This is a genomic window from Acinetobacter sp. YH12156, from assembly GCF_013418235.1.
In the GTDB taxonomy this organism is placed as follows: Bacteria; Pseudomonadota; Gammaproteobacteria; order Pseudomonadales; family Moraxellaceae; genus Acinetobacter; species Acinetobacter pseudolwoffii.
Window position 1 is genome coordinate 80,260 of the sequence record NZ_VPCL01000003.1, and the last position, 14,566, is coordinate 94,825.

General features: G+C 44.1%; 13 protein-coding genes. 6 read left to right on the forward strand and 7 right to left on the reverse strand.

Annotated features, from left to right (window positions below):
* Nucleotides 1–52: 52 nt before the first annotated feature.
* Nucleotides 53–817: a DUF4184 family protein gene (locus FTU87_RS05235; protein ID WP_180096761.1), complete on the reverse strand. Its 765-nt coding sequence runs from the start codon at nt 815–817 to the stop codon at nt 53–55.
* A 137-nt stretch (nt 818–954) separates the two neighbouring features.
* Between FTU87_RS05235 and znuD the strand changes: the two genes are divergently transcribed.
* Nucleotides 955–3,012 (forward strand): zinc piracy TonB-dependent receptor ZnuD, encoded by a 2,058-nt coding sequence (gene znuD / locus FTU87_RS05240; protein ID WP_180096762.1) that lies wholly within the window; start codon nt 955–957, stop codon nt 3,010–3,012.
* A 105-nt stretch (nt 3,013–3,117) separates the two neighbouring features.
* A complete protein-coding gene (locus tag FTU87_RS05245; RefSeq protein WP_100329215.1) occupies nt 3,118–4,581 on the forward strand; it encodes a phospholipase D-like domain-containing protein in 1,464 nt (487 codons plus the stop codon).
* Between the two features lie 83 nt (nt 4,582–4,664).
* On the opposite strand, the gene FTU87_RS05250 is transcribed toward FTU87_RS05245, so the two are convergent.
* A complete protein-coding gene (locus tag FTU87_RS05250) occupies nt 4,665–5,117 on the reverse strand; it encodes a hypothetical protein (RefSeq protein ID WP_005095738.1) in 453 nt (150 codons plus the stop codon).
* Nucleotides 5,118–5,296: 179 nt separating this feature from the next.
* On the opposite strand from FTU87_RS05250, the gene FTU87_RS05255 reads away from it, so the two are divergent.
* On the forward strand, nt 5,297–5,752 hold the full coding sequence (locus FTU87_RS05255; RefSeq protein ID WP_005095740.1) for an RcnB family protein: 456 nt from the start codon (nt 5,297–5,299) through the stop codon (nt 5,750–5,752).
* Nucleotides 5,753–5,790: 38 nt separating this feature from the next.
* On the opposite strand, the gene FTU87_RS05260 is transcribed toward FTU87_RS05255, so the two are convergent.
* Nucleotides 5,791–6,288 carry a phosphate-starvation-inducible protein PsiE gene (locus tag FTU87_RS05260; RefSeq protein ID WP_005095743.1) on the reverse strand — a complete coding sequence of 166 codons (498 nt, stop codon included), beginning with the start codon at nt 6,286–6,288 and terminating at the stop codon, nt 5,791–5,793.
* A gap of 173 nt (nt 6,289–6,461) precedes the next feature.
* Here FTU87_RS05260 and FTU87_RS05265 point away from each other — a divergent pair, with 173 nt between their 5' ends.
* On the forward strand, nt 6,462–6,668 hold the full coding sequence (locus tag FTU87_RS05265; RefSeq protein WP_005095746.1) for a hypothetical protein: 207 nt from the start codon (nt 6,462–6,464) through the stop codon (nt 6,666–6,668).
* 63 nt (nt 6,669–6,731) lie between these two features.
* On the opposite strand, the gene FTU87_RS05270 is transcribed toward FTU87_RS05265, so the two are convergent.
* The 3 genes from FTU87_RS05270 to FTU87_RS05280 form a co-directional block, all read right to left on the reverse strand.
* Nucleotides 6,732–8,513, reverse strand: coding sequence for an acyl-CoA dehydrogenase C-terminal domain-containing protein (locus FTU87_RS05270; RefSeq protein WP_100534592.1), 1,782 nt, complete (start codon nt 8,511–8,513; stop codon nt 6,732–6,734).
* A 168-nt stretch (nt 8,514–8,681) separates the two neighbouring features.
* Nucleotides 8,682–10,484 (reverse strand): acyl-CoA dehydrogenase C-terminal domain-containing protein, encoded by a 1,803-nt coding sequence (locus tag FTU87_RS05275; RefSeq protein WP_005095752.1) that lies wholly within the window; start codon nt 10,482–10,484, stop codon nt 8,682–8,684.
* A gap of 303 nt (nt 10,485–10,787) precedes the next feature.
* The gene (locus FTU87_RS05280; protein WP_180096763.1) at nt 10,788–11,390 is read right to left on the reverse strand and encodes a hypothetical protein; all 603 of its coding nucleotides are present in this window, start codon (nt 11,388–11,390) and stop codon (nt 10,788–10,790) included.
* 135 nt (nt 11,391–11,525) lie between these two features.
* Here FTU87_RS05280 and baeS point away from each other — a divergent pair, with 135 nt between their 5' ends.
* Nucleotides 11,526–13,178: a sensor histidine kinase efflux regulator BaeS gene (gene baeS, locus FTU87_RS05285; RefSeq protein ID WP_005095758.1), complete on the forward strand. Its 1,653-nt coding sequence runs from the start codon at nt 11,526–11,528 to the stop codon at nt 13,176–13,178.
* A gap of 13 nt (nt 13,179–13,191) precedes the next feature.
* Nucleotides 13,192–13,878 (forward strand): response regulator, encoded by a 687-nt coding sequence (locus FTU87_RS05290; RefSeq protein ID WP_004278304.1) that lies wholly within the window; start codon nt 13,192–13,194, stop codon nt 13,876–13,878.
* 45 nt (nt 13,879–13,923) lie between these two features.
* On the opposite strand, the gene FTU87_RS05295 is transcribed toward FTU87_RS05290, so the two are convergent.
* Entirely contained in the window at nt 13,924–14,562 is a 639-nt protein-coding gene (locus FTU87_RS05295; protein WP_180096764.1) for a hypothetical protein, read from the reverse strand.
* Nucleotides 14,563–14,566: the final 4 nt, after the last annotated feature.

The window sequence follows — 14,566 nt, forward strand, 5'->3', positions numbered from 1 at the left end:
GGTCAAAAACAATATCATTTTAAAGTGAATGAGATAAAAGCCAGCACTTTGCTTAGCCCATCCGGCGATCGCGATCTAAAAATAAAAACAGCAAACAGCCCAGACTAAAGGTGATCAGAAAACCCTGACTGAATTGATTGATGGAACGGCCGGTAAAATAGTACAGATCGGATTGCCAGACTTCTGTAGAGATATAACGTGCATAATCCCAGACTGAAAATAGGCCAGTGAATATCGAAAACAGCAATAATCCGCAGGCATAAGCTTTGATTTTCAGGTTCACTGCCAGATATTGCTGATGCTTTTTATAGTAATGCACGCTCATCCACAGCATAAACGGTAAGGCCAGAAAAGAAGTGCCGATTTGTAAAATTCGATGCAGCGGATAACTGTGTCCAAAAAGCTGAAATGGTTGTGCTAGAAAATCATGAAAAGCAAAAGTACGAAAGTCTACATGAGTCAAACCATCCCAGATTAAATGCGTGGCAGTACCAATGATCACAGCCAGACAAACTGCCAGAAAAAACTTGAATGCTGAAATGAGAGTGTGAATATTTAGATCATGCTGAATTCCGACAAAGCGGTAAATGGCTGGCCGATATAGAGCATACCAGATTGCACAAAAGCCCAACCCGATCCACAGGTCTGGATGAATCAGCGAGGACCATAAATGCGTAACATTCGAATTGCTGGAACTAAACAGACGATGTAAATCGGGCACCATACAGCCAATCGCCAATGCAGCAATCGGAAGCCAGTTTCCGCTTAAACGTGAAAGAGGTGGCGCAAGTACAGCATGAGACAGGGTAAAGGGCATAAAAGTTTTTTTAAAGATGAAAATAACCAGAAAACACATTTTAATAAAATATGCGAAGGATTATCGTAAAGGATTGCAAAAACAATGAAATGTTATATTATAACATTTATCCAAAATGGTGAATTTGAGCTTCAGTCATGTCCTTCCCTAAGAATCTAATAACACTTTCAATTTTTGCTGTAGCTGCCCCTACAGTTTTTGCAGAACAGACCTCATCTTCCATTCCCGTGCAGACCATGGACACCATTCAGGTGCAAGCTCATCCACTGGTGCAGACTGCAGCGGACTTTGCGGTAGCGGATCATGTTGTAGATCAGAAAGCCTTGTCTGAACGTGCAACCACCATTGGAGATGCATTGGCAGATGAACTGGGCGTATATTCTAACCAGTTTGGTACGGGGGCCAGCCGTCCGGTGATTCGTGGGCAAGATGGGCCACGTGTCAAAGTCTTGCAGCATGCTTCAGAGACAGCCGATGTTTCGACGTTATCTCCAGATCACGCCGTCACCGTCGATCCGATTTTGGCAAAACAGGTCGAAGTGATTCGTGGGCCATCGACGTTACTCTATGCAGCAGGAACAGTGGGTGGTCTGGTCAATGTCACCGATCAGAAAATTCCAACGCAAATGCCTGAAGATGGTCTGGAAGGTACAGTCGGTCTGCGCTATAACACCGGTAGTGATGAGAAACTGGCCAGTGCAGGAATTACGGCTGGAATTGGTGAAAATTTTGCTTTGCGTGTAGAAGGCTCAAAACGTAAAGCCAATGATTATATTGCACCGGATTATTTTCATGAGCATGATGACGAATTAGAAAAAGAACGTCGTGTGGGCAATACTTTTGCTGAAGGGCAAACAGTCAATATTGGCGGATCATGGATTCATGATCGTGGTTTTGTCGGTCTGTCTTATAGCAACCGTCAAGATCAATATGGTTTACCAGGGCATAGTCATGGCGATGAAGAACATGGACATGATGAACATGAAGAAGCAGGTGCTTGGATTGATTTGAAGTCTGAACGCTACGATGTTCGAACAGAGTTATATAACCCAATGGCTGGTTTTGAAAAACTCCGTGCACATGCTAGTTTTACAGATTATAAACATGCTGAATTAGAAGGGGCAGAGGCACTAAGCTACTTTAAAAGTGAAGCTTATGATGCTCGCTTAGAGTTGGTTCATGTTCCTGTCTTGGATTGGGAAGGTGTGATTGGTCTACAGTTAAGTCAGCAAAAAGTTAAAATTTCTGGTACAGGTCATGAGCCTGAAGCTGAAGAAGAGGATCATGGACATGATCACGAGCATGATCTTTTAATGGCAGATAACAAGACTCAAAAATATAGTTTATTTGCCTTAGAGCATAAGCAAATGGGTGATGTGCATATTGAATTGGGTGCACGTGCTGATCATCAAGAAATTAAAATTGATTCGAATCAGAAAAATCATTCAGATACGGCTTTTTCAGGTTCTGCTGCAGCCAATTGGGAATTTGCACCGAACTATAAGCTTTCAATTGTTGGTTCACATCAGCAGCGATTACCGATTGCGCAAGAGCTTTATGCGCAAGGTAAGCACTATGCGAGTGAAACGATTGAACATGGTAATGATCAACTCGATGTCGAAAAGTCAAATAATCTTGAATTAGGTCTGCACTATGCAGGGGATAAACTGGATTACCATGTGCATGTCTATCACAATTGGTTTGATAACTACATTTATGGGGATGTGGTCGGTGAAGATCACGGTTTCTTAGAACTAGATTACACGCAAGACAAAGCCAAGTTTTATGGTGCAGAAGCACAAGCCGGTTATCAGATCAATGATATGTACAAGCTGAGTATCTTTGGCGATTACGTGCGTGGCAAAATTGAAGCTGAGAATGCACCACGTATTCCTGCCGGTCGCTTAGGCAGCAAAGTGGAAGCAGATTTTGCCGATGGCTGGTCAGGTCTGGCTGAATATTATCATGTCTTCAATCAGGACAAGATTGCCAGCTATGAAGAGGAAACCCAAGGCTACAACATGGTCAATGTGGGCTTAAGCTATACCAATACCCTTGCAGATAACAATGCTTATCGGGTGTATTTCAAGGCCAATAACCTGCTCGATGATCAGGTCTATTCCCATACTTCATTCCTGTCGAATATTCCGCAAGTCGGTCGTAACTTTAGCGTCGGTGTGCAGTATGATTTCTAAAGTAGTGATGAAATAACTGACCAAATCAAAGAGATGTCACTGAAATTGACTTGAAAAATCATCTGATAAAACCTAGCCTGAGCATATTGGGTTAGGTTTTTTCTTATGCGTATCTTTCAACGAATTCACAATAAACTGAACTGGTCAAATCGCCGTTATGCGGCATTGATTATCAGTCTACTGGCGGTCAGTTATCTGGCATCTGCTGTTTATCATACTTATAAGCCTTTACCAGAAGGTCTGAATTACACCGGCAAGCTGCGCCATGCCGAAGTCAAGTTTCTGGCCGATCGGACTTATCTGGATGCACAAGGAAAACAGCACTTAGATCATCGTATTTTTAATGAAATGCTGAAGATGATTGAAGAGGCCAAATCACTGATTGTGCTGGATCTGTTTTTATTTAATCAGCAAACCGGTGCCTCGACACAGGAACATCAGGCATTGAGTCAACAGTTGAGCGATGCCTTAATCAGTAAACGTCTGCTGCAACCGCAAGTTGAAATCAAGTTCATTACCGATCCGATCAATTCAGTCTATGGCGGAATTCAGTCCGAGCAGTATCGCAAGTTACGTCAGCATGGTATCGATGTAATTGAAACCAATCTGATCCCTTTGCGGGCGTCCAATCCGAGCTGGTCGGGGTTCTGGTATTTATGTTGCCAGGGCATTGGTAATAATCCGGAAAAAGGCTGGTTGCCGAATCCATTTGGCCCAGAAAAAATTACTCTGCGCAGTTATTTTGATTTATTTAACTTTAAAGCCAATCATCGTAAAACCTTGGTGGTAGACACCGATCAGGGCTGGAAAGCGCTGGTCACCTCCATGAATCCGCATGATGGGAGTTCGCGGCATTCCAATATCGGTTTATTGGTCTGGGGAACCACAGCCGTGGATATTCTGAGAACAGAACAATCGGTCGGCATCATGTCACAGGCCAATATGCCAGCCATTATCGCGGGCGATTTTCAGGCAGAAAATACCCAGCCACAAGTTCAGGTACTGACGGAAAAAGCCATTTATGATGCGACTTTAAATCTGATTCAGACGGCGAAAGAAAATGAACAGATTGATCTGGCCATGTTTTATCTGTCCGAGCGTAAGATTATTAAAAGTCTGATTGCGGCGCATGAACGCGGGGTTAAGGTTCGGGTTTTACTCGATCCCAATAAAGATGCCTTTGGCCGTGAGAAAAACGGGATTCCAAACCGACAGGTGGCTTCGGAACTGCACAAGGCAGGCATTGATGTACGCTGGTGCAATACCCAGGGTGAGCAATGTCATAGCAAAATATTGATGAAGCGTAATGCTCAGCAGGCTGAAATGATTTTAGGCTCGGCCAATTTCACCGCACGCAATCTGAAAAACTATAATCTGGAAACCAATATGCGCGTGCTGGGTCAGCATCAGGCAGAAGTGTTTAAAGATGCCCAACAATATTTTGATGGTGCATGGTCAAATCTGAATGGCCGTGTGATGAGTGTGGACTATAGACAATATGAAGACAATTCATGGTCTAAATATTGGCTGTACCGCTTTATGGAATGGAGCGGCTGGTCGACGTTTTAGCATCTCTAATAATCTCCCTAAATCCCTCTTTTGAAAAGAGGGACTTTACCTCCCTTTTTTAAAGGGAGGGTAGGAGGGATTTTTTAAGGCTCCGGATTCGGTGGAACCAGTTCATCCAGTTCTTTATCGGACAATGCTTCAAGTTCAGCAAGATCCGTTTTAATTTTCCATTGCTCTTCATGGTCGACCGGATTGGGTAAACGCGCTTCTAGCCAGTCACAGACTACATCTGGCGGGAAATTGGCATGATTACATTGAATCACCCAAGACAAGAAATCTTTGGCGACACCATTCATATACGGTGGTGGCGATACTGGCAGGAACTGAGTCGGAAGACGTTCATTTTTAGAAATATAATTCAGGACATGACCTAGTTCCTGTACGGTCTGCCAAGCCAACGGATGATCTACATTGATCTGAAATTTAAACCACCATGCCTGTTTGCCATCTGAACCATAGCTATCAATCCGTTCTTTTTGAACACTCGGCACTTTAGAAAAATATTCATGTAAACGATCGAAATTTAAATCAGACACAGTATTCAACTCGAAACATTAAAAAAGTGATTTTAGCATAAAGCAGTCGCCTGCCGATGGGCCTGCTAGATTGAAAATACGCAGGCACATTACAAAAAATTGCAGGGTCAGTAAGCGTATTCATATTTTCTGCATTTATTTTGTTTAAAATATAAACGAGTGATTGAGAGGAAGCTCAAATGAAAATAGTGTTATTGAGTGCAATATTTGCTGCATTGCTATTGGGGGCTTCTGCACAGACGATGGCCGGAAACGCTTGGGGCGGATATACAGGGGTTGAACGTTCTAAGCCGAATTACCGCGCTGCACCATCACGCTCTTATGATCCACCACGGCACTCTTATCCGCAGCGTCCGATGCCACCTAGACCACATTACCCGCAACGACCGACCCATTGGGGTTATCCGCCTGCTCAAAGTCAAAGTGGTCTCAATATCCAGTATCAGGCACCGACCACGATTTATCAAAATTCCAATAGCTATAGCTGGGTGAATGGCGATCCGAATGTGGCTCGAATTGAAAGTTCAAGATATAGCGTTATCAGTGACTGGCAGCGTCTGGGCTTACCTGCACCACCGCGTGGCAGTTACTGGATTTATGAAAATGGACGTTATGTGCTGGTGCCGAATCGTTAAGTTAAAAATCCCCCTTTATTCAAGGGGGGTTTTTTATATCAAGCCAACTCATCATCTTCCGGACGAGGCGTTTTGCCTTGTGGCACTGGTTTCTCGCTGTGTTTGTCACGAATTACCGATGGATAGGTCCATGACGCATAGCGCACCACTAAAATGGCAAATGCCATAATCAGGATCGAACCGGTAATAATCACCAGATCCATACTGGCTTTATGCGTGTGCTGAATGTCCGCAATGAGCAAGCGGGTCAGTGCGGTAATGGCAATATAAATCAGGAAGCGTACCGGCATATGATTGGTTTTAAAATAGATCCCCACCATGGCACCGAGTTCGAGATAGATGAACAGTAAAAGAATATCGTCAATGGTGGCGAACTGTTTCACGGTCAGAATATCGATGACGGTATGGCCAGCAGACCAGATCACCATACAGCCAATAATAAACAGCGCAATATAATGAAAACTTTCTACAGCAAGATTACCAAAACGGTCGAGGAGGGCTTCAAGTTTTTCAACTTTGGGATGGGGTTTCGGCATAAGATCCTCCTGATTTTTATGTGATATAAACAATACTTATAGAATAACCTGCAAAAATTATGCACAGAATGATTGGATGAAAAATAAAGATTAAATTATTTGAACTTTTGCGCTTTTTTTAGACTAAATTGCTATATTGTATGGGTGGTACATTGAATAAATAGGAGAAAAAAGTGTTAGATAAAATTCAAACAAAAATTGACCAATTAGAAGCCGGAAAAAAATTAATCCTCGGCGTAGGCATTAAGGCTGAAGATATGCAAAAGGTGGTGGAACTCTGCGAGTCTTTAGAGTCAGAGGGGAATATCAAAATTGTGAATAAACATCTGAATCCGAAAAGCAATAATCAACCGGATTCTTTAATGATTCAGAAAGTTTAAGTTTCGAATTGCAATCAAAAACGCCTGCATCAAGCAGGCGTTTTTGATTATGGCTGTTTCAGCTTAAGCTTGAGTCGTGAAGTAATCTTCAGAGAAGTTCATGATCAGGTCAGAACCTGATTTTACTTTGGTGATGCGTAGAGCCAGCTCAGGCAGAATGCGTTGCACAAAATAATTCGCCAAAGCCAGTTTGTTTTGATAGAACTCGCCCTCTTTATTTTTCGCAGCATTGGCAATACGCGCGAACATATACGAGAAGCTGAGCAGACCGACAGCGTGCAGATAGTCGACCGCGGTCGAGTTCGGGAAATCATGACTTTCTCTTGCTGCTTCCAGAATAAACTGAGTCACCGATTCGACTTCAGTCGCTGCATCCAAAGTGGCGTCTTTAATGAAGTTTAGGTCTGCATCCAGACTGTTGGCAAAGTCACGGATTTCAGAGATATATTCAGAGATATATTCACCGCCACATTTAATGGTTTTACGACCGATTAAATCTTGTGACTGTACGCCGTTGGTGCCTTCATAGATCTGAGAAATACGCAGGTCACGGATACATTGTTCCACGCCCCATTCACGGATATAGCCATGACCACCAAACACCATTTGCGCATCTAATGTTGCCTGGAAGGCAGTATCGGTTAAATAGGCTTTTGCGATTGGCGTGAGTAGTGCCACGCGGTCATTGGCTTTTTTCACCGCTTCAGGATCAGTAGAGAACTTGGTAATGTCCAGTTGCTGACCGACATAGACTGCAAAGGCACGAGACGCTTCATTGTTGGCACGTACATTCAGCAGCATACGGCGTACATCACCATGCACCAGAATACTGTCCGCCGGTTTGCTTGGTGATTGAACACCAGCCGCACTGCGACCCTGTAAACGATCGGTCGCGTATTGTGCAGCATTTTGATAAGCAAATTCAGAAGCACCTAAGCCCTGAATTCCCATGGACAGGCGTTCGTAGTTCATCATCACGAACATCGCAGCCAGACCTTCGTTTTCTTTACCCACCAGATAACCTTTAGCGCCATCAAAATTCATGACACAGGTCGCAGAAGCTTTAATGCCCATTTTGTGTTCGATAGAACCTGGCCCTACAGGATTGCGTTCGCCAACAGAACCATCTTCATTGACCAGGAATTTCGGTACGATGAACAGGGAAATACCACGTGAACCCGCAGGTGCATCTGGTGTTTTGGCCAGAACTAAATGAATGATGTTTTCCGCCAGGTCGTGGTCACCACCAGTGATGAAAATCTTGGTGCCGGTGATGCTATAGCTACCATCCTCATTGCGTTCAGCTTTAGTCTTGATAATCCCCAGATCAGTACCGGCATGTGGTTCAGTTAAGCACATGGTGCCCGACCATTCACCCGAATAAATTTTAGGTAAATAGGTTTCTTTTTGCGCTTGTGAAGCATAGCTGTTTAAGGCCATACCTGCACCGACAGACAGCAGCGGATACAGCATGAAAGACGGGTTGGTGGCAAACAGCATTTCATCAGAAAGTACCGTTAGCATTTTCGGCATTTCCTGGCCGCCCCATTCGGTATCTGCGCCCAACCCGATCCAGCCGCCTTCGGCATATTGTTTAAAGGCTTCTTTAAAGCCAGCAGGGGTAGTCACATTGCCATTTTCATATTTTGCGCCTTCTTCATCACCGCTACGGTTGAGTGGCAGGGTCACGTTTTGCGCAAATTTCGCCATTTCTTCCAGAATAGCTTCTGCTGTTGCAGCATCGAGGTGCGCTAAATTTTCATTGGCTTGCCAGAATTGTTCTGCATTAAAGACATCGTTGAGGATGAATTTCATATCGGCAAGTGGCGCGTTATAAATTGGCATGGTGTGTCACCTGTTTATTGTTTGATTAAATAAGTTTTAATCAGTCTAAAACACTCAAAATCTGAATGTTAGACGACTAAAGGTTAATTCTGTAACTCGTTATAAAGAAAAAGGACTGTCTGTTCATTGACCGTCCTTTTTCTGTGATGCGATTAGTCTGATTCTAACTTAGAATGCGAAATGTTCTGCATCCAGGTTCATCAATGGCTCTACACCTGTTGCGATCACGTCAACATGTGAACGAACGCGTGGCAGGATTTTCTTGAAGTAGAAGCGTGCAGTGGTCACTTTGGCATTGTAGAAGTCAACTTCAGTGGTGCCAGCAGCCAGTTGCTCTTGAGCAACCAGTGCCATACGTGCCCATAGGTAAGCCAGGGTGACATAACCAGAGAAGTACAGGTAATCGACCGCAGCTGCACCGACTTCTTCAGGGTTTTGCATCGCACGCATACCAATTTGCATGGTCAGGTCGCCCCATTCCTTGTTCAAGGCAGCCAATGGCTCAACGAATTCTTTCATTGCAGCATTGTCTTTGTGCGCTTCAGCAAATTTGTGGATCATCTTGGTGAAGTCTTTCAACATCGCACCTTGAGTACCCAACACTTTACGACCTAACAAGTCCAGCGCCTGAATTTCAGTGGTACCTTCGTACAAACAGGCAATACGTGTATCACGTACGATTTGCTCCATGCCATGCTCAGAAATGAAGCCATGACCACCGAAGACCTGCACACCGTGTTTCGCAGCTTCAGAACCGGTTTCAGTCAGGAATGCTTTTGCGATTGGGGTAAGTAGAGACAGGATATTGTCTGCAAATTTACGATCGGCTTCTTCTACAGCATGTTCAACCACGTCCGCATATTGCGCCAACAGGTAAACCAGTGCACGACCTGCTTCTGCATATGCTTTTTGGGTTAGCAGCATGTTACGTACAGCTGGATGCACAATGATTGGATCTGCTTCTTTTTCCGGGTTTTTAGGGCCAGACAGTGAACGCATCGCCAGACGGTCTTTTGCGTAGGCAAGTGCACCCTGGAAAGAACCTTCAGACGCTGCCAGACCTTGTACTGCCGTACCGATACGTGCGGTGTTCATGAAGGTGAACATGCAGTTCAGACCACGGTTTTCAGGGCCAATCAGGAAGCCTTTCGCGTTATCGAAGTTGATCACACAGGTTGCGTTACCGTGGATCCCCATTTTATGTTCGATTGAACCACAACGTACGCCATTGCGATCGGCAATAGAGCCATCGGCATTCAGGTTGAACTTCGGTACGATGAATAATGAAATACCTTTGGTGCCTTTCGGTGCGCCCGGTAAACGTGCCAGTACGATATGGATGATGTTTTCAGCCATGTCGTGTTCACCCGCAGAGATGAAGATTTTCTCGCCAGAAATGGCGTAGCTGCCATCTGCTTGAGGCTCGGCTTTGGTACGGATAATACCCAGGTCAGAACCTGCATGCGACTCGGTCAGGCACATGGTACCCGTCCACTCACCTGAAACCAGTTTAGGCAGGTAAGCATCTTTTTGTTCAGCTGAACCGTGGTGTTCTAAAGTACGAACCGCACCGTGAGACAGGCCAGGGTACATGCCCCATGCCCAGTTCGCAGTACCGACCATTTCAGAGATGGTAATCCCTAAAGAGTTCGGTAAGCCTTGACCGCCATACTGTTCTTCAGCAGAAAGTGAAGGGAAGCCCAGCTCGATGTATTTTTGATACGCTTCTTTAAAGCCTGTTGGTGTAGTCACCACGCCGTCATTCCAGGTACAACCTTCACGGTCGCCCGCCTGGTTAATCGGAGAGAGTTCATTTTCACAGAAATCAGCCGCAGCTTCTAAATACTGATCTACCAGTTCACGGCTTACGTTTTCTTGGAATGCAGGGAGATTTGCATAGTGTTGTTCAGCATTTAATAATTCATGCAACACAAATTGCATATCACGTAAAGGCGCTTTGTATTGTGGCATATCGGTTTCCTCAATACTGGTTTAACCAGCGTTATAATCTTAGATGAACTAAAAACGTATCTTCACTGACACGGTTTGGAATGATTCTAATCCTGCAACATCTTCCCCTGCGGTACAAGCTTTTCAGGGGGATTTCTTGGTGACTGTAAAGTCAAAGATTAATATGCATGACGTATTAAACATATTGAGTATAAAGGCTTTAGTCATATTTTGTATGATACGAATAGTCAACTATCCAGGGTAAATAGCACGCAATAAAAAAGCACCCGAAGGTGCTTGTCGTGAATCATTGATTCCTATGCATTAATAGGCAGATGTTTTGGGCTGGAAACGAACATGACATTGACCATTTACTGTTTGTTCACCTGCTTTGATCTGTGCAGCAGTACCATCTTTCTTGCCTTGACAGGCTTGCAGCATCACTTGTTGTTGTGCCTGACGCTGAGCCAGACGTTGATCAAACTGTTTGGTCAATTCTGCACGTTTTGCATCAGTTAATGCTTCACCGCGCATCATGCCGCCACGGACATCAGCACGCATCGGGCGATGTTCACCTTTCATGCCGCGGTGTTCGCCTTGCATGTTTTTACGATCGGCTTTAAAAACGATAGTGCAATTGCCATCAATGGTTTTATCACCGGCCTTGATTTGAACCGCTGAACCTACGGCTTTATTGTCACAGGCCTGTTGCAGCTGTTTAGCAAATTGCAGACGTTCCGCACGCTTTTCCTTAAACTGCTCGCGCTGTTCAGGCGAAAGATGATGCTGTTTTTTACCCTCATGATGATGTTTCATCATTTGGCGATGCTCATTGTTCGGTACATTACTGGTAGATTGACAGGCAGTCAAAGCACCCATAGAAAGAACACTGGCACTGATTAAGGCTATTTTTGTCATGGCTTGCATTGTATTTATTCCCGTCAAGAACCTGATTTTATGTCAGGTAAAGATTAAACAATAAAGATGAAGAAACAATGAAGAGTTTTTTGATGCCATGTTCGCTACAATAATGAATATAGAAGAAAAATTGAGATTTCTGTTTTGAACATTCGCCGTATTCCGATTGCATTACGTCTATTTTTGACCGTACTGTTGACCACGCTGGTTATTACCACAGTGAGTCTGGGTGTACTGCATCTGAATATGCAGCGTAATTTCGCCCGCTATGTGGCTGATGTCGAAATGCAGAAACTGGATTATGTGATTAAAAATCTGGCGGATGTCTATGCGGTGTATCAGGACTGGGGCAATGCGATTCAGGCCCAGATTCTACAAATGGAAGGGGAGGCTGCGCCAGATGATTATGATCGTTTATCACGCTGGTGGCTGCGCCGTCAGTATGATATTGCCTTGCAGCAGCGCTATTTTCAGGAACAGACCCTGGTTCAAGTCGCACCCAGTATGGTCGATCCGGCTTTGCCACCGCGTCAGGTCAATGAAGAAGAGTTACGCCTCCTGGCTTCCAATCTACCCTCGCAGTTTCAGCCCTTTGAAGGCCTAAAATTCCCGCTGAGTTCCAATCAGAATCTGTTTAGAACTGACCGTAAGAATGGCGAACAAGCAGCACAGCAGCCGACCGGCAAGAAGCAGTTTATCCAGATGCCGGACCGTCTTGGTCTCAGTTCACGTCTTTCATTGTATGATGCAAAACGGCGTTTTGTGGTAGGTGAGGCTTCAGATGAGCAGATTTCCTATCGTCCGATTATGGTGAATAATCAGATTGTTGGCTATCTGGGCTTAAAGCCGGTTCTGGATCAGGATGATGCCTTAAGTATTAATTTTTTTAGTAATCAAAAGCGTTATTTATTTTTGGTCTATGCGCTCAGTATTTTGGCCAGTCTGATTGCCTCCTTGTTATTGGCGACTTATTTCAAGAAACCAATTCAACGTTTGCTGAATGGTACGCGTGCTCTGACCCAAGGCAATTATCAGTATCAGGTCAAAGTCAACCGCAATGATGAATTGGGTGATTTATCCAATGAATTAAATGCCTTGGCTGTGATTCTGGATCAGCATGAAACCTCACGCCGTCAATGGGTGGCAGATACTTCACATGAATTGAAAACGCCATTGGCGGTATTGCAGGCACAGATTGAAGCAATGCAGGATGGGATTCGTAAACCCACCCCTGAACATTTTGCTTCCATGCTGGCGCAGGTCACCAGCCTGAAAAAACTGACACAGGATCTGGCCGCATTGGCACAGGCCGATGCGCAGCAATTGCAATTTTACTTCTCGACGGTGAATCCGTGGGAGGTGGTACAGCAGGAACTGATCAACTTCCAGCCAAACTTTGAACAGGCTAAATTGACGGTCACCGCAAATGGCGAAGATACTGAGTTAAATCTGGATCTGGATCGTTTTAAACAGATTGTGGCCAACTTGCTTAGTAATAGTATTCGCTATACTGAAGCGGGCGGGCAGGTGCATATTCATAGCATGCAGGATGAGAAAGAATGGAGCTTATATGTCGATGACAGCCCATTTGGTTTGAGCGATGAGCAACTGGCGCGGATTGGCGAGCGTTTCTACCGTGTCGATGATTCGCGTACCCGGGCGACTGGCGGAACTGGGCTTGGTTTGGCATTATCATGTAAAATTACGCAGGCGCTGGGTGGCAGCTTAAGCTTTGCGCATTCACCACTCGGTGGTTTACGCTGCAAACTGAGTTTTCCTAAACAAATGAAACCCTAAAGGAAATATATTGATGAAACATGTCATGCTGGTTGAAGATGAAATCGAACTTGCACAATTGGTGCGAGACTATCTGGAAGCTGCTGGTTTTGAGGTCAGTATGTTTCATGATGGGCAGGAAGCATATAACAGTTTTACCCAGCGTAAACCGAGTCTGATGATTTTGGACTTGATGGTGCCGCGTATGGACGGTCTGACCATTTGCCGTAAAGTGCGTGAACAGTCAGATTTGCCGATTATTATGGTGACCGCGCGTACCGAAGAAATTGACCGTGTGCTGGGTCTGAATATGGGCGCAGATGATTATCTGTGTAAACCATTTAGTCCGAAGGAACTGGTGGCACGGGTACAGGCAGTCTTACGTCGTCTGGACCGTAAATCAGAACCGGAAAGTAATGATCTGTTCCGTATGGATAAATCCCAGCAGCGTATCTGGTATCAGCAAAAGGCCTTGAATCTGACGCCGACCGAATTCCGTTTACTGGAGTTATTCCTGGAACATGTCGGGCAGGTCTATTCACGTGCGCAATTGCTGGATCATATCAATCCAGACAGTTTTGATGTCGCGGATCGCGTGATTGACAGTCATATCAAAAACCTGCGCCGTAAAATTTCGGATGCTGCTGAAACCGGTAACCGTCATGAGTGGATTCAGGCGGTGTATGGTGTTGGCTACCGTTTTGAATATCCTGAGGACTGATTGAAAAAATAAATGTGGATGTCATTATTAACCATCCACATTTATTTAAACTTGTACTTTCAGAAAATATAAATCGTTAATCTGGTCCCATAAAAACTCATAGTCTTGCATGAGTGTAATATCGGTTCCGTAAGGCTTAGGAGTTCTATAGCTTAATATCGTTCCTTCTCTATACGTACTTTTATGCCTGAAATCAAAATCACGGGTATCATCTGAATATTTTATTTGGTTGTAATAGTGGGGATGATCAGTTGCAAGAATAAAATAACAAATGTCGATTCCATTTTTCTTGTAAAGTTCTAAATTTGAAAGATCTTTAAAGACATCGTAACGGTTATTAGGTTCCCGATGGTTACTTTTCTTAAAGAATTTTAGTTCTATAGCAGCACAAGTTTGATGATCACCATCTTGATAACGAATTAAAATATCGACTCTTGCTCGCTCAGATTGACTCTTAATACTTGTTGTTTTTAAAGGTAAAAATGCTTCAAACTCTAAATGGAATTTGTCGCTTAACCTAAACTCATATAACTGCCCAAGTGTTTTTAAAATATGTCCTAATTCTAATTGGAAAGCACTTTCATTATGTGTAATTAATCCTCCAAATGCGAGTTTGTGAGTAAGCAGCTTATATGCTGTTTCAATAATTTCATGCGTCAGTTTAGTTTGATCAATTTTTTGCATGTTT